Annotated in this window: 15 protein-coding genes; 10 read left to right on the top strand and 5 right to left on the bottom strand. The window is 70.3% G+C overall.

From position 1 onward, the window contains the following. Positions 1-97: 97 nt before the first annotated feature. Positions 98-844: a rhomboid-like protein gene (locus ACIHAX_RS08550; protein ID WP_355081192.1), complete on the top strand. Its 747-nt coding sequence runs from the start codon at positions 98-100 to the stop codon at positions 842-844. A 72-nt stretch (positions 845-916) separates the two neighbouring features. Here ACIHAX_RS08550 and ACIHAX_RS08545 read toward each other — a convergent pair whose 3' ends face one another. After that, positions 917-1,096, bottom strand: coding sequence for a hypothetical protein (locus ACIHAX_RS08545; RefSeq protein WP_355081194.1), 180 nt, complete (start codon positions 1,094-1,096; stop codon positions 917-919). Positions 1,097-1,306: 210 nt separating this feature from the next. On the opposite strand from ACIHAX_RS08545, the gene ACIHAX_RS08540 reads away from it, so the two are divergent. From ACIHAX_RS08540 to ACIHAX_RS08515, 6 genes are all read left to right on the top strand, one after another. Further along, the gene (locus ACIHAX_RS08540; RefSeq protein ID WP_397276576.1) at positions 1,307-2,443 is read left to right on the top strand and encodes a hypothetical protein; all 1,137 of its coding nucleotides are present in this window, start codon (positions 1,307-1,309) and stop codon (positions 2,441-2,443) included. A gap of 438 nt (positions 2,444-2,881) precedes the next feature. Then, the gene (locus ACIHAX_RS08535) at positions 2,882-4,240 is read left to right on the top strand and encodes a lytic murein transglycosylase (RefSeq protein ID WP_397276574.1); all 1,359 of its coding nucleotides are present in this window, start codon (positions 2,882-2,884) and stop codon (positions 4,238-4,240) included. A 526-nt stretch (positions 4,241-4,766) separates the two neighbouring features. Then, a complete protein-coding gene (locus ACIHAX_RS08530) occupies positions 4,767-5,987 on the top strand; it encodes a hypothetical protein (RefSeq protein WP_364434872.1) in 1,221 nt (406 codons plus the stop codon). Positions 5,988-6,057: 70 nt separating this feature from the next. Beyond that, positions 6,058-7,281 carry a serine hydrolase gene (locus tag ACIHAX_RS08525; RefSeq protein WP_356965969.1) on the top strand — a complete coding sequence of 408 codons (1,224 nt, stop codon included), beginning with the start codon at positions 6,058-6,060 and terminating at the stop codon, positions 7,279-7,281. A 167-nt stretch (positions 7,282-7,448) separates the two neighbouring features. Further along, on the top strand, positions 7,449-8,690 hold the full coding sequence (gene trpB, locus ACIHAX_RS08520; protein WP_397276571.1) for a tryptophan synthase subunit beta: 1,242 nt from the start codon (positions 7,449-7,451) through the stop codon (positions 8,688-8,690). 76 nt (positions 8,691-8,766) lie between these two features. Continuing rightward, positions 8,767-9,909 carry a metallophosphoesterase gene (locus tag ACIHAX_RS08515; RefSeq protein ID WP_397276569.1) on the top strand — a complete coding sequence of 381 codons (1,143 nt, stop codon included), beginning with the start codon at positions 8,767-8,769 and terminating at the stop codon, positions 9,907-9,909. Positions 9,910-9,925: 16 nt separating this feature from the next. Here ACIHAX_RS08515 and ACIHAX_RS08510 read toward each other — a convergent pair whose 3' ends face one another. Both ACIHAX_RS08510 and ACIHAX_RS08505 read right to left on the bottom strand, forming a co-directional pair. Then, the gene (locus ACIHAX_RS08510; RefSeq protein WP_397276567.1) at positions 9,926-11,581 is read right to left on the bottom strand and encodes an alkaline phosphatase D family protein; all 1,656 of its coding nucleotides are present in this window, start codon (positions 11,579-11,581) and stop codon (positions 9,926-9,928) included. A 57-nt stretch (positions 11,582-11,638) separates the two neighbouring features. Continuing rightward, positions 11,639-14,251: a LuxR C-terminal-related transcriptional regulator gene (locus ACIHAX_RS08505; RefSeq protein WP_397276565.1), complete on the bottom strand. Its 2,613-nt coding sequence runs from the start codon at positions 14,249-14,251 to the stop codon at positions 11,639-11,641. A 221-nt stretch (positions 14,252-14,472) separates the two neighbouring features. Between ACIHAX_RS08505 and ACIHAX_RS08500 the strand changes: the two genes are divergently transcribed. Both ACIHAX_RS08500 and ACIHAX_RS08495 read left to right on the top strand, forming a co-directional pair. Then, the gene (locus ACIHAX_RS08500; protein ID WP_355080529.1) at positions 14,473-14,886 is read left to right on the top strand and encodes a hypothetical protein; all 414 of its coding nucleotides are present in this window, start codon (positions 14,473-14,475) and stop codon (positions 14,884-14,886) included. A gap of 217 nt (positions 14,887-15,103) precedes the next feature. Beyond that, positions 15,104-15,883: an alpha/beta fold hydrolase gene (locus tag ACIHAX_RS08495; RefSeq protein ID WP_397276563.1), complete on the top strand. Its 780-nt coding sequence runs from the start codon at positions 15,104-15,106 to the stop codon at positions 15,881-15,883. A 51-nt stretch (positions 15,884-15,934) separates the two neighbouring features. Here the strand turns inward: ACIHAX_RS08495 and ACIHAX_RS08490 are convergent, their stop codons facing one another. Continuing rightward, entirely contained in the window at positions 15,935-17,725 is a 1,791-nt protein-coding gene (locus ACIHAX_RS08490) for an FAD-dependent oxidoreductase (protein ID WP_397276561.1), read from the bottom strand. Beyond that, positions 17,718-19,130, bottom strand: a complete 1,413-nt coding sequence (locus ACIHAX_RS08485) for an NAD(P)/FAD-dependent oxidoreductase (protein ID WP_397276559.1) — start codon at positions 19,128-19,130, stop codon at positions 17,718-17,720. Before ACIHAX_RS08485 ends, ACIHAX_RS08490 begins: the two co-directional genes overlap by 8 nt. 169 nt (positions 19,131-19,299) lie before the next feature. Between ACIHAX_RS08485 and ACIHAX_RS08480 the strand changes: the two genes are divergently transcribed. After that, positions 19,300-19,944 (top strand): TetR/AcrR family transcriptional regulator, encoded by a 645-nt coding sequence (locus ACIHAX_RS08480; RefSeq protein ID WP_356965982.1) that lies wholly within the window; start codon positions 19,300-19,302, stop codon positions 19,942-19,944. Positions 19,945-19,965: the final 21 nt, after the last annotated feature.

The following is a 19,965-nucleotide window of genomic DNA, read 5'->3' as shown; positions in this document are numbered from 1 at the left end:
TTTCACCTGGCAGAGCCAGGAGCGCGCGTCTCGAGTCGGCAATGCTGCCGGGCGGTCGCGTCCTCCGGGCGGAGGACTCCACAAGGAAGGCCGCGCCATGACTCGAGCAGCCGACGTCGGCGGCACGCGACCCAGCCGCACGGCGTCCATCTGGCAGTACGTCCGCACCGCCCCGTGGACCTTCGCCTGGCTGGCTGTGCTGCTGGGCACCACGATCATCCAGCACCTGGTGCCGCGCGGCGATCTGGAGCGACTGCTGGGTGAGCGTTCCACCAACCTGCGTCACCTCGAGTCCGATCCGGTGCACGTCCTCGTGACCAGTCTGCTGTGGATCGACGGCTACTTCTGGCTGCCCTACTTCGTGCTGTTCTGCGTCTTCCACGCGCCGGCCGAACGGTGGCTCGGCGCGTTGCGCTGGGCGATCGTCGGTCTGGGCGCGCACGTCGGAGCCACGTACCTCAGCGAGGGCATCCTGGCCCTGGCGATTCGCCACGGCTACGCCGATCCCGGGATGATCGATGTCCGCGATATCGGCGTCAGTTACTTCCTCGCCGCGATCATCGGAGTCCTGACCTACCATGTCGCCCGGCCGTGGCGGTGGCTGTACCTCGGCGGAATCCTGGTGTGGTTCGCCATCCCGCTGCTCATCCACCCCACCTTCACCGGCATCGGGCATTTTTCGGCGCTACTGATCGGGCTGGCCGCGTTCCCCCTCACGCGTGGGCGGACCGCGCCGGACTGGAATCCCTCCGATATCTGGCGACGCCGGATCCACGTCGACCGAGCGCCGAGCGGTCGGGCGCAGGCCACCGGGTCTCGAATTCCGCCGAACGGGCACGGGTAGCGCAGGGAAGGGGTGGGCGGCCGGATCGTTCTTCCGGCCTCCCGTAATCGGCGGTCGGCACGTCTTCGGAGCTTATTCCGGGGCCGCGTTCGATTCGAGAGCTTTGTCGTAGGCCTGTCCGGCGTCGCGGACCTTCGTCGCGAGGAATCGCATCCGTTCCGAGGTGAGGTAGCCGCCGCGAAGAGCCGTGCCGTCCAACTCGGCGGCAACCTGGTCCAGCGCCAACCGCGCGAACCGCGTTCGATCGACCATGGCCGAGTTCTACCAGGTAGTTCCGGCAGACGCTATTGCACCACGCGGTGCGTTTCCGAAAAGCCGCCGCAGTAGTCCAGCGCCGGCTTCCCAGCAGTGGCGAACTTCTGGCTATCGATCAGCCTATCCTGCTTGGCGGCCGCCGGATCGGGGCCCTGAGCGGTAGGTGAACACCTGATCCGTTCGGGTGGACTACGTGTTGGACAGGCGATGACCCGACTCGTGCACTTCGTGGGCAGCTTGCCCGCACCATTGACGACCGATGACGGTGACGTGCTGGAGTGGTTCGTCCAGCGCAGCCAGGGCCGCCGGCTCACCGGCGTACCGCGGGACCTGGATCCCACCTGGGTCGTGGAGTACCTGCGGGAGCGGGAGAAACACGACGACGTCTTCGAAGTGGTGCGCAGCGGGGACTTCGCCGATTACGCCGACATGCGCGTGTACGGCATTCGCCCTGGCGCCACCCTCGAACCCCGGCACGTGGCGATGGATCGCGCCGACCGTATCGGCGCGGCCGTCACCGCCTTTCGCGCGCTGCGGGATCGACATCCGGAACTCGCCGACACGAGATTGCAGATCAGTCAACCGAATCCGCTGGACTTGGCGTTGTTCGTGTTCGGAGGCGCCGCGGTGGCCGACGGTCTTCCGCTCGGGCGCGCGCTGCGCCACCTCCGGACGGTGACTCCCGCGCTGCGCAACCTGCCGGTTTTCGTGGAGGCCGTGCTGGCCGAAATGGCCCGAGTCACCGCCGAGCACGGCGACATGATCACCTGGCAGGTGGAGTCGCCGATCGCCCAGCTCGCACTGGTGAAGGCGGCGCGATTCGGTGCGCAGGCTCCGGTCGGGCGTCTGGTCGCGCGACAGTTGGCCGATTTCCTCGCGCGGGCACACGATCTCGGCGCGCGAACCGTCCTGCATCTGTGCTACGGCGACTACCAGCACAAAGAACTTCTCGCCCCGCGTAGTCTCGCGCCGGCCGTGCGGCTGTTGAACACCGTCGCACGAGACCTGCGCCCTCGCGCGGTGCCGCTGCCACCCGCGCACATCCCCTGTGCCTACGGTGCTCATCCTGCCCCGCTGGAGCCGGCGTTCTACCGGCCGCTGCGCCGGCTGGACCCGGACTGGCGCGTCATCGCCGGGGTCGTGTCGCCCGCGGAAGCGCAAGACGGTATCCGAAGCCTGGCCTTGTTCGAAGCGGCCGCCGGGCGATCCGCTTACGGCGTGGCGACGGCGTGCGGCCTCGGCCGCTGCACTGTCGAGGAGGCCGAGCGTGCCGCCGCGGCCACCGTGGCGACCGCGGCGGCGGCGCCGAGCGAGGTCGCGCGAACCGGAATGACGCGAGACTGACTTCGGTGCAGGCGACGCGCATCACGCCGCCGGGAGGCTCGCGAAGAAGTAGCTCGAGCGACGCCGCTGCGGCCGACAAGTGCGGTGCGCCAATGGATCACCTCATCGAGCCTGTGATGGCAACGGACGAAACGGGCACGGGCATGGGGCGGCTCGGGCCGGTACCCTGGTTTCAGGGGTTGTCGCCAGAAGCGCTAAGTTACTGCGAATTTCCGTGATCCAACCCGTGATTTCCTCGGCGTTGTGTACCTTATGTTATCGAAGGTTCGCTTCATCAGAGGGAGCGGGCCGGGGTCGTGGTTACGGCCCGGCAGAAGGACTCCGTTGTCCGTGCGGTGCATCCGTCCCGAGACGCGGACGACGTCGAGGATTGGGTGTGGCCGAATGCGTGTATCTGCTCCGATAACGGTCTCGGCTTTGGTTGTTGCTGGTGTGGTGGTGAGTGGTTCGGGGGCGCAGTCTCCGGTGGGGGTGTCGGCGCCGCGGGCGCCGGAGGTGTTGGCGGCGGCGGCGAACGCCGAGTCGCGGGTGGTGGGGTTGTTGCCGGTGGCGGCGGAGGGGCCGCGGCGGTTGCGGGCGGTGACGCCGGGGGTGGCGCCGTTCGCGGGTGCGGTGCCGTTGCAGGAGTTTTCGTTGCCTGGGGTGGGGGGTGCGTTGGGGATTCCGGAGGTGGTGTTGGCGGCGTATCGGAATGCGGAGTTGGCGTTGGCGTCCTCGACGCCGGGGTGTGGGTTGTCGTGGAGTTTGCTGGCGGGGATCGGGCGGATCGAGTCGGGGCATGCGGGGGGCGGGCGTACGGATGCGGCGGGCACGACGGTGACGCCGATCTTCGGTCCGGCGTTGGATGGGAGTTTGCCGGGTAACGAGGTGATCAGGGCGGCGGAGGGGGGGTATGTGCGGGCGGTGGGTCCGATGCAGTTCTTGCCGGGGACGTGGGGGGCGTATGCGGCGGATGGTAACGGGGACGGGGTGGCCGATCCGCACAATGTGTTCGATGCGGCGTTGGCGGCGGGGAAGTATTTGTGTTCGGGGGGTTCGGATCTGCGGGATCCGGCGCAGGAGTTGCGGGCGGTGTTGCGGTACAACAACTCGATGGCGTATGCGGCGAATGTGTTGAGCTGGGCTCGGGCGTATCGGTCAGGTGGTTCGCCGACGCAGGTGCGGGTGTCGCCGGATCTGGTGGCGCCGGGGTCGTTGCCGCCGGTGGGGCCGGGCACGGACATGAGCGCGGTCACCACGATGGTGCAGGCGCCGGAAGTGGCGCCGCAGACGTCGGCGCCGCCGCAGCGGCAGTACGCGCCGACGCAGGTGATGATCACGCTTCCGGGTTTGCCGCCGATCCCGTGCGGGATCTTCTGCCCGCCTCCGCCGCCGGTGAATCCCTGTGTCGCGCAACCGGTTCCCGCTCCGATGCCGCAACCGGGACAGCCCGGCGCGGGGCGCATCCCTTTGGCGCCGGGGCAACGGTACGGCGCGGCCCCCGGGCAGCTCCCCGGCCCGGACGTGAACAGTGCCGAGGCCGAAGGCATTCCGCAAGCTGCCGGTGCCGAAGCTGTCGACTGCACGCAACCCGGAGCGGACACCGCCACGGGCCCCGCGCCCGACGCTCCGCGGCGGGACGGCGCACCACGCAACCCCGAACCTGCCATCACCACACCGCCCGCGCCGGAACCAGAACCCGAACCCGAACCGGTGCCCGACGCGGAGTCGACACCCACGCCGCAGCCCGGGATCACCCTGCCCTTCGGCATCGTCATCCCACTGCCCGGGCCGCCCCCGCCGCCTCCGGCGGGCTGACCCCTTGCCCGACACACCGACCTGCTCGCATCCGGAGCCTGCCGCTATGCCGCCTGCGGGGTGTCACGGCGGTAGTTCTGAGGATGAACGGCGGCATCGGCCGCAGACCCATTGCGCTCGGCTTGCCCGCCGGCGGGATGCGCGAAATCCGATCCGAGTGTGGGCGCAGTCGCCGAGCGCCTGAAGGAGTTCTTCGAACATTGCGTCCGGCTGGGCCGGATCATGGTTCGCCCGGCGGCGGGAGCCTACTTCGGTAAGAGATCGCACGCACTCGAAGGCGGCCGCAAGCGCGAGAGTGCACGACGCTGCCGCAAAGGCGTATCCGGACTGCGTCGACCAACGTATTGTGGTCGGTAGCTATCGCGTGGCATCTACCAGCGGCGCCCAAGAGACCAGCGGTCTTCGCGGACGCCATTTCGTGCGGTGGGCGCTCGGCGAACGGGTGGTCCGGTGCACCGACCGGAGCCGATCGCCGGCGGCCGCGGTGACGAACCTTTACCGAGACCGGTCGAGCAGAGGTGATCTCATGAGGGCCACAGTCGGAATATCAGCGGAGCAGGCGGTGGTGCGCGGTGTGATGGTCTCGTCGACGGCGCGACGAGGCACTCGCCCGGCCGTGCTGCGCGAGATCGAACAGCCCGTCGAGCACTCCACCGCCGCCTCGGTGGCCGCCACGCTGGACGCGTTGACGTCCGCCGCGGGATCGCGCACCGAAATCGATGACGTCGCGGTCGCGTACCGCACCGTTGCCGAACGGCGGGCAATCGTCTCGCAACTTTCGTCGGCCGCGTGGCGATCGTCGTCGCTGGTGTCGACCAAGACAGCGCTGCTCGCGCTGCTCGAGGAGATGCCGGGCCTCGGCGAGTACGACACGTTGCTGGTATCGGAGGTCGTCGGATACCACACGTCGTATCTCGTGGCCGGGCCGAGTCGGGGCGAGATCCTGGTTTCCGGCACATGGTCGTCCGGTGTCGTCGACGCCGAGAGCGCGGATTCGGCGGTCGACCGGATCAGGCCCGCCCTGGAGGCGGCCGCGCTGCGGCCCGACGCCGTGGTGCTGTGCGGCGCGTCGGCGGGAGACCCGGACGTGGTCTCCGCGCTGCGGACCGGGCTCGACGCCCCGGTCATCGTGGTGCCCGACCATGCCAACGCCGCCGCTTACGGTGCGGCCTTGGTCGCCGCAGCTCCGTTCCGGCGCGCGGCGGAACCGGCAGTGGCCGATCGCAGGCATGGCGGCCGAGTCATCCTCGCTGGGGCCGCCGTCGCCGCACTGCTGGGCGGAGCCGCGATCGCGGTCGCGCAGGCGCGGGAGGACCGTCCGGCCGACGCCGCGATCGGCGGCCCCGCGGAGGCGTCCCTCACCGCCCCCCAGCCCGTCGACCCGAATCCAGCGCTCGCGACCCCGACGCCGGCGGCGGAGCGGGCGCCCGTGTCCATCGTTCCGGAGGCGGCGGTCACCCCGGAGCCGTATCCTGAGCCGCCGGCGCCGCGTCCCGCGAACGCGCAGGCTCAACTGCCTCTGCCGGTGCCCCCTGGCCCCGAACCGCCCCCGGCCGAGCAGCAACCGCCGCCGCACCCGCGCACCACCACGGAATACCCCGAACCGACGACCGCCGCCGCCCCCAACGACACCTTCCTGTTCCCGGGCGAGTCGCCACCGCCACCCTGGAACGCCGACCCGGCAGCGGTTCAGGCCTGGTGGGACAACCACGCGAAGCTGAAGGAGAGCTGGCTGAACGGCCGCTGACCCCGATCGGTGTGCCGCCGCCGTGATCGGCGGGGCGGCGGCACCCGCGGCCGGTCGATAAGCTGGCCGGGTGAGCGCACCAACGGCGGGATCAGTGGCGATCGTCGACGACCTGGAGGCCGTGACGACCCGAGGCCCTGAAGACGATCCCGCGGCGACCGGGATCGGCCGCGCCGACGTGGAGGCGCTGTGGGCGTCGGTGCAGGCGTGGTACCGCTTGGGCACCACTCCGGCGATCCAGGTCTGCCTGCGCCGCGAGGGCAGGATCGTCCTGAATCGCGCCATCGGGCACGGCTGGGGCAACGCGCCGGGCGACGGGCCGGACGCGGTCAAGATCCCGGCTACCCCGGACACGCCGTTCTGCGGCTTCTCGACCGCGAAGGGCGTTGCCGGAGCGCTGATGTTCATGCTCGTCGAGCAGGGGGCGTTCACCCTCGACGAGCCGGTGTCCGGCTACATTCCCGAGTTCGCGTCGAACGGCAAGGCCGCCATCACGATCGGTGACGTACTTTCGCACTCCGCCGGGATCCCCTTCGTCACACCGCCGTATCAAGGCGTCGATCTGGTACTCGACGAGGAACTGGCCGTGCGTGGGTTGGCCGACCTGGTCCCGAGTTGGAAGCCGGGACGGTTCCGCGTGTACCACGCGCTGACCATCGGGTTGATCCTGCGGCTGCTGGTGCAGCGCGCCACCGGCAAGCGGATGCGGGACCATCTCGCCGAGCAGGTGCTCGAGCCGTTCGATTTCCGCTGGACCAATTTCGGTGTGCGACCCGAGGACGTCGGCAAAGTCGTGCCGAGCGTGAAAACCGGTCCGGCTCCGTCGCGCACGGCGACCTTTCTGGCGAGCAAGGCCATCGGCGGACGAATGGACCGGGCGTCGCGCTCGGCGACCGACGCCTTCCTCACCGCCGAGCTGCCGTCGGGCAATCTGATCACCACCGCGTCGGAGTTGTCGCGGTTCTACGAGATCCTCACGCGCGGCGCACCGGACGGACGGCGCATCATCAGGCCGGAGACCTTGGCCGAGGCGGTGCGCCCGGCTCGCTGGATACCCGGTGTCGCCGGACGTGTCAGCCGGGCGGGGTTCGAACTCGGCGGGCGCAGGTCGAAATTCGGCCGCGACACCGGGTCGCACTTCGGGCGCAGCGGATTGACCACCCAGTACGGGTGGGCCGATCCGGCTCGTGGGCTGTCCGGGGCGATCCTCACCAGCGGCAAGGCCACCACCGACACCGAGCGGCCGTGGCAGCTGGTCGCTCAGATCTCCGCCACTGTGCCTGCCGACCGGTAGCCAAGCACCGGGAGCCCGCCCGCGCCGATCGCCTCCACCAGTGAGAAGCCTTAGCCATCCGAACGATTTAGTCTGTTAACTCGCTTGTTGCCAACCCGTCGGGTTGTGCTAGCGCTAGCGGAACAGACTGACCCGTCGGCTCTTTGGCGGTGAAAGCGTTGGTGTTGATGAGGATTGACCTTGACGTGGCGGTGAGCGCATCCCGGCACGAGAAGTTCCCCGACGAACGCGGGCGGTTCGGCGTGTTCGGCGGCAGATTCGTCCCCGAGGGCCTGATGGCCGCGCTGCTGGATCTGGAGGACGCCTATCGCCTCGCACGAGACGACCCCGGGTTCCTGGCCGAGTATCGAGAACTGTTGCGGGACCGGGTCGGTCGGCCCACGCTGCTGCATCAGGTACGGCGCTTCGGAGAGTTGCTGGGTGTGCCGGACGCCCGCGTGTATCTCAAGCGAGAGGACATGGCCCACACGGGCGCCCACAAGATCAACAACGCCATCGGGCAGGCGTTGCTGGCCCGGCGGATGGGCAAGAAGCGGATCGTCGCCGAGACCGGCGCGGGGCAGCACGGCGTCGCGGTGGCGACGGTGTCGGCGATGCTCGGATTGACCTGTGTGGTCTACATGGGAACCGAGGACATGCGCCGTCAGGCTTCGAACGTGATGCGGATGCGGCTGCTCGGCGCCGAGGTGCGGCCGGTCGACATCGGTTCGCGCAGACTAAAGGAGGCGATCAGCGAGTCGGTCCGCGACTGGGTGTCCACCGTGGACACCACCCACTACCTGTTCGGCACCGCGGCGGGGCCCGCGCCGTACCCGCGGATCGTGCGGGATTTCCAAACGGTGATCGGCACGGAGACCAGGAACCAGATCGCGCGCGTCGAGGGCAGGCTCCCCGATTACGTCCTGGCCTGTGTCGGCGGCGGCAGCAATGCGATCGGGGTCTTCCATCCGTTCGCAGACGATCCACAGGTGCGGCTGATCGGCGTCGAAGCGGCCGGGCGGGGGGTGGACACCGGCGAGCACGCGGCGACCCTCTGCATGGGCAGCCCGGGTGAGATCGACGGCTCCTACAGCTATCTGCTGCAGGACGAGGACGGCCAGATCGCGCGGACGCACAGCATCGCGGCGGGACTGGACTATCCGGGTGTCGGTCCCGAGCTGAGCCATTTGAAGGACAGCGGACGGGTGACCTATCGGGCCGCCACCGACGCGGTGGCGCTGCGCGGCATGCAGGCACTCAGCCATACCGAAGGAATCCTCGCGGCATTGGAATCCGCCCACGCCGTGGGCTATCTGATGGAGATGGCCGACCGCGGTGAGATTCCCGCGGGCTCGCTGATCGTGCTGTGCCTGTCCGGCCGCGGGGACAAGGATCTCACCGTGGCCGCCGAGCGGCTCGGTGTGGCATGACCGCTGCTATGGTCGAAAGCGCCCATGGCGCCGGAGAGGGACCGCGCGCTACACCCGCGCACGAGGACGAGCCCTCTTGAAGTTTGTGCCCCGCCTGATCTTGTTCCTGGCGATTCCCGCTGTCTTGTTCCTGCTGCCCTGGTGGACGCTGGTTGCGGCGACCACCGACGAATCCGGCCCGCTGTTCTGGCTGGGTTCGGCACTGTTCCTGCTCGGGTTCGCGTGCCTGCCCGCGGCGATGTATCTCGGCCACGGGCCCGTGCAGTCGGACGCGGCCTCGATCGTCGGCGACACCTTGCTGGGCGTCATGTGGGTGCTGTTCAGCTGGTCGGTGCTGGGCAATCTGGCGCGCGCGGGATTGAGCGTCGCGGGCGTGGACGACCCGGCTCGCTCGCGGATCGTCGCGGCGGGCGTGCTCGCGGCCGCGACGGTGCTGGTGGTGTGGGGTGTGATCGAGGCGCGCCGGGTGCCGCGGGTACGCACGGTGGATGTCGCGATTCCAGGTCTCGGCTCCGCGCTTGACGGACTGCGCGTGGTCGTCGTGACCGACACCCATTACGCCGCGCTGAACCGGCTGCGCTGGTCGGAACGCGTGGTCGAGGTGGTCAACGCGCAACGGCCCGACATCGCCTGCCACGCGGGCGACCTCGCGGACGGATCGGTGGCGAAGCGGCACGCGCAGGTCGATCCGCTCGGCAAGGTCGAGGCCGAACTCGGCCGGTTCTACATCACCGGCAATCACGAGTATTTCGGTGACGCGCAGGGCTGGATCGAGCACATGGCCGCACTCGGCTGGCAGCCGTTGCACAATCAGCACGAGGTCGTGCGCCGCGGCGACGACCGCCTGGTGATCGCGGGCATCGACGACCCAACCGGCATCGGCTTGACCGGTCACGGCCCCGACCTGCCCGCCGCGCTCGCAGGGGCGGACCCGGACGTTCCGGTCGTCTTGCTCGCCCACCAGCCCAGGCAGGTCGCGGAGGCCGCGGCCGCGGGAGTGGCGTTGCAGATCTCCGGCCACACCCACGGCGGCCAGATCTGGCCGTTCCACTATCTGGTTCGCCTCGAGCAGCCCGTCGTGGCCGGGCTGAGCCGCCACGGCGAGCGCACTCAGCTCTACACCAGCCGGGGCACGGGATTCTGGGGTCCGCAGCTGCGGGTGTTCGCCCCGAGCGAGATCACCGTGCTGATCCTGCGTGCGGAGTCGGCGACCGGGTGAACCCCGGGGCGCCGGGTCAGCGCGGGCCGGGCTCGGCGTCGGCGCGGCCGACGGCATCGGGTGCCGACGGCGGCGCAGGGGAATCGCCGGAACTCCACGCCTCGGTGACACCCGGAATGCCGTCCTGGACGATGTAACTGGCGCGGGTACGGATCGGCGCGCCGGGATAGCGGACATAGGGCACGACACGAAAGTCGTTGCGCCACAACCCGTGATCGAGTTCCACCCGGACGTACCCACGCTGGGCGTTGAAGAACTTGACGTCCGGATTCGCCGCGAGCAGACCGCGGCCCTTGTCGCTCAGGTCCACTCCGTCGCCGTTGCTGGTGATCGAGGTACCGGTGAATTCCGCCGCCACAACCGGTGATCCGGGATCGGAGTAGTCGCGCCGCAGGTCGGCGGCCTGGTTCTCGTGCCGGTCGCCGGTGATCACCACCAGGTTTCCGGCGCCGCGCGCCGCGGCGGCGCCCAGCACCGCGTTGCGGTCGGCGACGTATCCGTCCCACGCGTCGGTGGAGACGGCGACCCGCGGACCGGGGTCGGAGTCGTTCTGGCTCATGCCCACCTGGTTACCGAGGACCTGCCAGCGAGCCGGGGAGTGGGTCAGACCGTCGATCAGCCAATCGCGTTGTGCCGCACCGAGGATCGTGCGGTCGGGGGAGAAGCGCTCGGCGCAGCCGCTGACCACGGCGCCGCCGCAGGCCTGCGGGGTGCGGTACTGGCGGGTATCGAGCATGGTGATCTCCGCGAGGTCGCCGAACCGGAAACGGCGATGCAGCCGGATGCCCGCCGCGGACGGTGACTGCGCCAGGCGCAGCGGCTGGTGCTCGTACATGGCCTGGAAGGCGGCGGCGCGGCGCCCGCGGAACAGGGCGGGCACCCGCCAGATGTCGAGGCCGATGCCGGGCGCGTCACCGGCCCAGTTGTTGTCGACCTCGTGGTCGTCCATGGTGACCAGCCACGGGAACGCGGCGTGCGCGGCGCGCAGCGGTTGCTCGGATTTGTAGAGCGCGTAGCGCAGCCGATAGCCGGGCAGGTCGACGGCTTCGTCGCGAAAGCGGGGACCCATCGTGACGCCCGCCCGCCCACGCAGCCAGGCCCGCTCGTAGATGTAGTCGCCCAGATGCACGACCAGATCCAGGTCTTCCCGGCTCATGTGCTCGTAGGCGGTGTAGTAGCCGGAACTCCAGGACTGGCAGGAGGCGAAAGCGAAGCGCAGCCGCGCCAGGGCCTGGCCGGGCGCCGGGGCGGTGCGGGTCCGTCCTACCGGCGACACGGCCGACCCCGCCCGGAACCGGTAGAAATACCAGCGATCCGGGGTCAGCCCGTGCACCTCCGGATGCACGCTGTGGCCGAGTGCGCGAGTGGCCACCGCCGATCCACGTGCCACCACGCGGCGGAAGTACTCGTCGTCGGCGACCTCGTAGTCGACCGTGACCGGGTGCAGCGGCATGCCGCCGAGGCCGTCGGGCGCCAGCGGGTCGGGGGCCAGCCGCGTCCACAGCACCACACCGTCGGGGGCGGGATCGCCGGACGCGACGCCGAGCGAGAACGGATCGCCGAGCCGGCGCGGGGCCGGAAAACGGGCACTACCCGCCGCTGCGGTGCCCGCCAGGACCGCGGCAGACCCCGCGGCGCCGAACCGGAACAGTTCCCGACGTGAGAGGGCCATACATCAGCGTAAAGCCGCGTACGGCGACGGGAAGGCGTCGCGCGAGCGGATGCGGCGTCAGAGCAGGCCGCCGCGGCGAGCGTGATGCAGCGCGTCAACGCGGGAATTGGTGCCCAGCTTGCCGTAGATGCCGCGCAGGTGGGTCTTCACGGTGTTGACCGAGACGCCGAGGTCCTCGGCGATCTGCTGGGCGGTGCGACCGGAGGGCAACTGCTTGAGCACGGTCATCTCGGTGTGGGTCAAGGCGGGGTAGGCAGGCCTGCGCCGCGCCGCGGGATGACGGCGGATCGACTCCGCGAAGCTCTCCGCCCGGCCGAGACGGCCCGCGTAGCTGTCCAGCAAGGGCATCGCGGCGGGCACGTCGAGGAACGGCCGCAGCAGCCGGTGCGGCGTCGCGGAACCCAGCGCGTTCTCCAGCGCGGCGAGGGCTTTGGCCGGAGCGCGGGACTCGTGCTGTGCCGCGGAGTAGAGCAGCCACCCGGTGACCGCGCTGACCGGACGCAGCTCGCCCGCGCGGTCCAGCAGTGGTTCGAGCACCGCGCAGGTCGCCTTGCGACGATCGGCCGCGGTGTGCAGTGCCGCATCGGCCAACCGCACTTCGGGCAGTTCGCCGACGATACCGCGGGCGCGTTCGACCAGCAGTTGCGCCGTCCTGGCATCGTGTACGCGCAGCAGCGCCCACACCACCGGCAGGATCAGGCTGCCGGTCGCCGCGGGCACCGCCTTGTGCTCGAGCAGGACGAGCAGGCCGCGGCGCAGCGCGTCGACCGCGGCCGACTGCTCCTCGGCTCGCTCGAGTTCGAGCAGGCGGCCCACGACGTGCGCGCGCCATCCCGCGACCGGACCGTGGGATCCGTCGTGGTCGACCCGCTCGGTGAGCACCGACGCGATCTGCGCCGCGCCCGGCGTCTCGCCTTGCAGGTAGGCGCCGTAGGCGGCCACGGCGGTCGCCTGGACGGCGTCAGTGGTCTCCAGCAGCCCGTGTTCCTCCGCGATCGCCAGCGCGCGCGCCGCGCGGTCCCGCATCGCGGTGGCGGCGTCGACGGCGTCGGCGGCGAACGCCAGCCGGGTCAGCGCACGCAGCACCAGGCGAGGGCGCCCCGCGTGCTCGGCCAGCGCGAGCCCGGAGTGCAGCAACTGTTCTCCGCGCGTGACCGCGCCGCCCGCGACGAAGGCGGTGGCGATCTGGATCTCGGTGTAGGCGTCGAGATCGGGATCGCCGGTCGGCGCGACGTCCTCCGGAGACTCGGGCAGCACCGCCCCGGTGGTCGCCGCGACGTCGATGGTCGCGGCGAGGGTGAGCGCGTCCAGCCGCTTCGCGTCGGCGAAGGAGGCCTTGGCCGCGCGCCGCGCCGCCGCGGTGTCCAGGCACGCCACCGCGGCGGCCGCGCTGCCCGCGACGAGAGCGTCGACGACGCGCACCAGCCAGAGAAAGGGGTCGTCGAGCAACGCCGGCGCCGAACGGGCCAGATGATCGAACAGCGTCCGGCCCGTGCCGTCGAGCACCATGCGCAGCGCGCACGCCGACAAGAATTCGCACAGTTGCTCGTGGTCGGCGCCCGCGAGCTGATGCGGCAGCGCGGTCTCGGGCAGCCCCGCGGTCCGCAACCAGCGGGCCGACCGGCGATGCAGTTCCGCGCACACGCGCGGCCCGAGGCGGCGAGCTTCGGCGAAGAAATAGGCGCGCACCAGCGGATGACAGGAGAACCAGACGTCGCCGTCGCGCACGACCGAGTCGATCGGGAAGCCGATCAGGTCGAGTTCGTGCAGCGAGTGCCCCGCACCGCCGCCCACGAGTTCGTCGGCGAGCTGCTCGGTGAACGCGACGGGAATGCTGGTGCAGGTGAGGAACCGGCGCAGCGTGGGCGGCAGTACCTCGACGAGTTCCCCGAGCAGGAAATCGGTGACCGCGCGCGCCGGGCGGGCGAGAACGGCGAGCGCCGCGGCGCGGTCGTCGGATCCGGCGGCCAGATGGATGGCGGCGATGCGCACGAGCGCGGCCCAGCCCCGGGTCAGGGCGCCGAGCGCATCGAGTTCGGCGCCGGTGAGTTCGCACCCGTGGTGGCGGCACAGCGCGTCGATCTCGTCCGCGGTGAAGGCGAGTTCGCCCGCGCCCCAGCGGGTCAGCCGCGCGTGCAGTTCCAGGACGTGCCAGCGGATCGGCGGAGCCGAGCGGGCGCACAGCATCGTCGTGACGGTGGGCGGCGCGTGGTGCAGGAAATATTCGATACCCGCGAGCAGGAGCGGATCGGTGAGCAGATGAGCGTCGTCGAGCACGAGGATCGTCGGCGTCGTGCGCGCGGCCAGTGTCTCGACGAGCGCTGCGGCGTACGCGGCAGGGGGGCAGGCGTCGGTCGTGGTCGCGATCTCGAACCGCTCGTGCAGCACCGTCCACAGCGACGTCGCGTCGTCGAGCTGCTCGGTGACGGTCAGCCAGGCGACATCGGATCCGCCCGCGGCGTGCCGGGCCGCCCAGTCGGCCGCCAGCACCGACTTCCCGGTCCCGGCGGGCGCGCGCAGCAGTAGTACGTGCCCGGTGCCGGACCTGCTGTCGGCGGCGGCGTACAGATCGGGCCGGGGAATCGGGGTGAACGGCAACGCCGGTATTTCGGCAGCGGACCGCGCCGCGGCGGGGATGCGGCGTAGAGCGGGGACGTGCGATGTGGTCACCGTGCCTCCCGGGCCGTGTGCTGGCAGATCACTACCGCGCCTCGGTAGCGGAACATACCCGGTGCGAAGTCCGCTCGATCAGATCGTGTGTCGTCGTTATGGAACTTTCATTTCGCGCGAACACGAAATATCGGAGTCATCCGAAACGGGTGAAGTGCTGGACGGGGCGACTGGTGGAGATTCGGAAGGCGTCCATTACTTCCCGAGAAAGGGGGCGACCGATGACGCACATGACCGAACCGGAGGCACACCCCGTTCGCCGTGGCATCGCGGCGGGCACGTCCATCGCGGCCGCGATCCTGCTGCTCACCGTCGGTGTGCTGTCGATCTTCGAGGGGATCTCCGCCGTCGCCGAGGACGAACTCATCGTCGTCGGCGCCGACTACGTCTACAAGTTCGACACTACGACGTGGGGCTGGATCCACATCGTGCTCGGCATCCTCCTGGTCATCGCGGCGCTGGGCTTGATGACCGGTGCGACTTGGGCGCGGGTGGTGGCGATCTGCCTGGCCGCGCTGTCGATCATCGCGAACTTCCTGTGGCTGCCGTACTACCCGGCGTGGTCGATCCTGGTGATCGCGCTGAACATCGTCGTGATCTGGGCGGTCGCCACCTGGCGTCCGGAAGCCGTCTGACCGGGCGAACATTGTGGCATGTCAATACACCGGCGTGCGGGAATCGTGGTCCGCCGGTGTGGGTGGGACGGGGGTGGCGGCGATACCGGCTCGGCGGGCAGCGTTGCGGAGAGCAAACTCCGGCGATCGCCCGGTGAAGTCGGGGTTTCCGCTGCCCCCATAGGTGAGGTTGTGGTATCCACCTTCGAGACCGCACTACGAATTCGAAGGGACGCCAATGCCCAGCAAGCCCCCGCTCGTTCTCCTGCACGGTGTCACGATGTCCGAACGGGTGTGGGATGACGTCACACCCTTGCTCGCCGCGCGGCACGAGGTGATCACGCCGACTGCGGTCGGGCATCGGGGCGGACCGCAGGCCCTGCGGCGTCCGGCGCGGGTCGAGCACTTGGTGGACGACATCGAACGGCGGCTGGACGGGCTCGGACTGCGCCGGGTACACCTCGCGGGTAATTCGCTGGGCGGCTGGATGGCCATCGAATTGGCCCGGCGCGGGCGAGCCGAGACCGTCTGCGCGCTCTCGCCAGCGGGCTTCTGGGAAGCCGGGGACCGAAGCCGTTCGGCCGCGACCCGCCGCATCGCCCGCGAGGTGAGCACCGGGCGGCTGCTCGGCTTCCTCGCCCCGGTGGGCCTGCGCAGCGCGGCGGTGCGGCGAACGGCGTTGCGCAACATCGCCGTCCACGGTGATCGCGCCTGCGCGGCGCAGGCCATGACGTTCCTCCGGGACCTGCTCGGCTGCACCGTCACCGCTGATCTGCTCGGCACCGACGAACAGATCGCCGCGCTGGACCCGTTGCCGTGCCCGATCACGGTGGCCTGGTCGGAGCACGATCGTGTGCTGCCCGCACAGGTCCACTTACCGATCGCGCGGGCGCGGCTGCCCGAGGCCGCGTTCTCCGTTCTGCCGGACACCGGGCACGTTCCGATGATCGACGACCCCGAGCTGGTCGCACAGACGATCCTGACCACCACGAGCATGACCGCCGCCGAGGCATCCTAGGGCTGCCCTGATTCACGCGGCCGCGGCTCAGGCTCCATGGGAGCGGGCCGCTCACACGTCGAGCAGGTGCGGCAGTCCGGCGCGGTAGCGGTCGGCGTCGATGCGTTTCCACGGGTCGAAGACCGGCAGGGACACCAAGGGAAAGACCGGGACGCGGGGCGCGGGATCGTCGGCGGCATCGAGGATCGCGTTCGTGGCGGCGCGGCCGGATTCGTTGGCGCCCTCCATGGTGGCGAGGTCGATGTTGTTGCGCACGTGGTCGCCGCCGAAGAAGAGGTTCGGCACAGCGCAGCGGGCCTCCGGGCGATGGTCGTAGGAGCCGACGGTGTTGACCAGCAGTGGGGTTTCGTTGTGGATGCCGCTCGCGGTCCAGCTGACTCCGGGGTCCAGATGCCAGGAGCGGATGTCCTCGGGACGCAGCCAGCCCGTGCCGGTGTTGAGCCATTCGCTCAGCTGTGCCCACACCTCTTCGGCGATCTCGGCGGCGGTGCACTGTTTGGCCGTTCGGTGGAAGCGGATGCCGGGGGAGTCCCAGTCGGAGATGTCCACCGAAAGGCATTCCCGCACGGTGCCGTCGCCGTACCGGGCGGCGAAGTCGCCTACCCACATCGGCGCTTGACGCAATGCGGTGAGCGCCCACGGCGAGCCGAGCGCGGCGATGTGGCCTTCCGGCAATTCGGTCGGGCGGGAGAGATAGTACTGGATGCCGACCATCCAATCGGTCCGGAGTTCGCGCATGCCCGCCAGATGCGGGTCGGCGTCGATGATCTCGTCGCTCAGTAGCGCGACCGCCTTGTCCACCGGCATCGCGCACAGATACCAGTCCGCGGTGACCGCGCTGGAGCGGCCGCTGGGATCGGTGACGGTTGCCGAGGCGATCCGGCCGTCTCGCAGCTCCAACTGTGTCGCCCGCTGCCCCAGCGCGAATCGCACGCCCCGCGACCGCAGGTGCGTCACCCACGGATCGATCCAGGCTTCGTTGGTGGGGCGGTTGAGAATACGGTCGATACCGGCGGAGTATTGCGGGATCGCCCCGGTTCCCGCCAGGACCAGGGCCTCCCCGATGGTGCCGATCGTGCGGGCCGAACTCGACTGGGGTTTGGCCGCGACGGTGATGCGGGTGAGGGCGCTGACGAGATATTCGCGGTAGGCCGCCGACTTGCCCTCGGCGCGCAGGATCTGTTCCCACGTCACGTATTCCCATTGCCCGAACCGCCGTTCGGTGCACGAGGTGAACCAGACGGCCATCTGTTTGGCGAAGAACGCCAGTTCGGCCGGGGGCAGTTCGGGGATGAAGCCGAAGGCGCCGATCAGCGTGTTCTGTATGCGCTGTGGTGTGAGCTGGTCGATGCCCCCGAAATCGACCGGCGCGAACAGTGGCGGCCTGCCGCGGAATCCCGCGACCGTACCCTCGACGCGAACCAGGTTGCCCGCCACGCCATCGGCATTGCCGGAGAACGGAATTCGGCGCATGGTGTCCGGAAGATTCTGATAGCAGCCGGGGAAGAACCGGAAGCCGTGCTCGCCGGGCAGGTCCGCGCGGCCGTCGGCGCCGGTGCCCGGCACTCCCATACTGCGTGCCTTGCCGCCGAGGAACGCCGGTTCGTACACGGTGACCTCATAGCCGCGTTCGATCAGTTCGTGTGCCGCCGAGAGCCCGGCGACTCCGCCGCCCAGGACCGCGACCGACTTTCCGCCGGTGCGTAGTCCTGGCGTTCGGCGTACTCCCGGTGGTGCGGCGTGGGCGGGGGCGGCGGCGATGGATATTCCGGCCGCGAGCGCGCCGCGCAGCAGGTCGCGGCGGGTGAGGTCCAGGGTCGGCCGAGGGCGCGGGTCATGCATGTCGATCTCCTGAAGATGCCGCGAGACTGTCTTGCGGCGGCCGGGACGGGATGGCGTCGGCGGGCCCGGTGCTGGTGAAGGCCCGGGCTTCCCTTCGTTCGGAGACCGTGTCGCGGCATTCGCCGACCAGGTCGGCGAGGACGGGCCACGGTGCCCGCCACGAGTCGCGCAGCGCTCCCGCCGCGAACGCTGCGGCGCGTGCGGGAGTGAAGACGTCCTTCGGTTCGATGGTGCGGGAGAAGACTTCGGTGACCCGGTCGGCCAGCACGGGGTCGCCGGCGGCCTTGCGGTAGAGCTCGAACTCCAGCGGGCGCATCGCCGTGCCCCGGGCCAGGCGGTTGGTCCACTGGTAGACGCCTAGGCACTCGCGATCGCGCAGCTGTTCCCACGCCGTCAGGGCGGTGTCGAGATGCGCGGTGTCGTCGAGGGCGGGTGCGGCGAGTTCGCCGAGCAACCGGCCGTAGCGCAAGGCGTCGCGTATGCCCTGCGCGGTCACCGGGTCCTTGAAATGGCCCGCGTCACCCGGCAGCGCCCAGCCCGGCCCGGTCGAGCGCCGGAAGTAGGACGCCAGGCCGGTGGCCGCACGCACCCGCCCGACTCTGCGGCAGTCGCGCAGCCGCAGCCCAAGACCCGGTAGTCGGTCGATGGCCTCTTGATACCGGCGCTCGGCCCGACCGGCGCCCGGCTCGGGAGGCTGCGCGGGCGGTTGGACCAGGCTGAGCAGCAGACCGTCGTCGCAGGGGAACGCGGTGCCGAGGTCGGGACCGCAACGCCATTGCGCGGCGACGTGCCGCTGGTCGGTTGCGCCGTCGTGCCAGTACGCGAAGTAGCAGTCCCGCCCGCTCGGTGCGGACAACCGGGGCCGGGCGGCGCCGACGAGCCGGGCCACCGTACTGCGGCGGCCGTCCGCCCCGACGATCAAGCGGGCGCGCACCTCGTGCACGCCACCGGCTTCGGTGTAGCGGACGCCGACGCAGCGACCGCCGGACCACACCAGGTCGGTGACCCGGACGCCCTCTCGGATCCGCGCTCCGGCCGCGACGGCGGTGGCCACCAGCGCGGCGTCCAATCCGGTGCGCCGCACGCACATCGCGTGGCCGATGCCGTCCACCGGTGTGAACGACGACCGGACCTGAAGGCCGTCACCATCGGCGAAGGCCGTGGTCAGCGGGGGCGCGCCGAGCCGAAGGACGCGCTCGAGAGCGCCCACGCGGCGCAGTTCGGCCAGGCCCGCGGGCCACAGCAGGTGTGTCGAAAGGGTGTCGGACGGAAAGCGCGCCGAGTCCAGCGCGACGACGTCCCGCCCTGCCGTGGCGAACGCGATGGCGGCCGCGGAGCCCGCGCAGCGCGCGCCGACCACCACCACGTCGGTGTACTCGATTGCCGGAGCGGAGGATCCGCGCATCCCCGAACACCTCGGTCGCATAGTCTCGGACACTGTGTCCGATCGATCGTGAGCCGTGGGTGCCCGAATGTCAATATCGGTGCCGTGTCGGCAGAATGGACGCCATGGTGGGACGCACCCGACCGGCACAGCCGAGTAAGGCGGCCGCCGCGCCGCAGAGAGGAGCCGGATGCCCTCGCTGACCCGAGTCCCCAGAAGCGCGCGGAAACCGGTCGACGACCGGCGCGCGGAATTCGAACGACGTGTCCTCGCCGCGGTGGAGGAGTTGCTCGCCGATGGCACGCCCTACACCGAGATCGCCGTCCACCGGATCGCCGCCGCGTCGCAGTCGGCACGGTCGACGTTCTACCGGTACTTCCCGGACAAGAGTCAGCTGCTGATCAGGATGGCGGAATTGGCCACGGCCGATCTGTTCGAGGCCGCCGAGCGCTGGTGGCTCGCCGAGCACAGCGGGCGGCAGGCCGGTGTGGTGGCTGCCGTGCGAACCATGATCGCGGGCTTCCGCGAGCACCGCTCCCTGCTGCTGGCGCTGAGCGAGGTGGCCGCCTATGACCGTGACGTCGGCGCGTATTGGCGCGGGCGGGTCGCGGAGTTCGTGCGAGTGGTGCGATCGCGATTGGAGACCGACCTGGCCGAGGGCCGGATCAGCCCGGCGATCGACCCGCAGGCCACCGCCATCGTGCTCACCTCGATGGTCGAGCGGGCGATCGCGGCGAGCTTCTCGTCCGGGTCGGGAGTCACCGACGACGCACTGGCGGAGGCGCTGGGCCGCGCCATCTGGTTGACCGTATACGGCGACGCACCGTCCTCCTGACGGATCACTCGGCGGCACAAG

It is taken from the genome of Nocardia sp. NPDC051929 (assembly GCF_044548645.1).
In the GTDB taxonomy this organism is placed as follows: domain Bacteria; phylum Actinomycetota; class Actinomycetes; order Mycobacteriales; family Mycobacteriaceae; genus Nocardia; species Nocardia sichangensis.
Note: the sequence above shows the minus strand (reverse complement) of the source record. Positions and strands in the feature narration are given on the sequence as shown.

What these genes read in the sequence shown, in the direction of transcription:
- ACIHAX_RS08550 (WP_355081192.1), top strand. Translation starts at nt 98, where the DNA reads ATGACTCGAGCAGCCGACGTCGGCGGCACGCGACCCAGCCGCACGGCG.
- ACIHAX_RS08545 (WP_355081194.1), bottom strand. Translation starts at nt 1,096, where the DNA reads ATGGTCGATCGAACGCGGTTCGCGCGGTTGGCGCTGGACCAGGTTGCC.
- ACIHAX_RS08540 (WP_397276576.1), top strand. Translation starts at nt 1,307, where the DNA reads ATGACCCGACTCGTGCACTTCGTGGGCAGCTTGCCCGCACCATTGACG.
- ACIHAX_RS08530 (WP_364434872.1), top strand. Translation starts at nt 4,767, where the DNA reads ATGAGGGCCACAGTCGGAATATCAGCGGAGCAGGCGGTGGTGCGCGGT.
- trpB (WP_397276571.1), top strand. Translation starts at nt 7,449, where the DNA reads ATGAGGATTGACCTTGACGTGGCGGTGAGCGCATCCCGGCACGAGAAG.
- ACIHAX_RS08510 (WP_397276567.1), bottom strand. Translation starts at nt 11,581, where the DNA reads ATGGCCCTCTCACGTCGGGAACTGTTCCGGTTCGGCGCCGCGGGGTCT.
- ACIHAX_RS08500 (WP_355080529.1), top strand. Translation starts at nt 14,473, where the DNA reads ATGACGCACATGACCGAACCGGAGGCACACCCCGTTCGCCGTGGCATC.
- ACIHAX_RS08495 (WP_397276563.1), top strand. Translation starts at nt 15,104, where the DNA reads ATGCCCAGCAAGCCCCCGCTCGTTCTCCTGCACGGTGTCACGATGTCC.
- ACIHAX_RS08490 (WP_397276561.1), bottom strand. Translation starts at nt 17,725, where the DNA reads ATGCATGACCCGCGCCCTCGGCCGACCCTGGACCTCACCCGCCGCGAC.
- ACIHAX_RS08485 (WP_397276559.1), bottom strand. Translation starts at nt 19,130, where the DNA reads ATGCGCGGATCCTCCGCTCCGGCAATCGAGTACACCGACGTGGTGGTG.
- ACIHAX_RS08480 (WP_356965982.1), top strand. Translation starts at nt 19,300, where the DNA reads ATGCCCTCGCTGACCCGAGTCCCCAGAAGCGCGCGGAAACCGGTCGAC.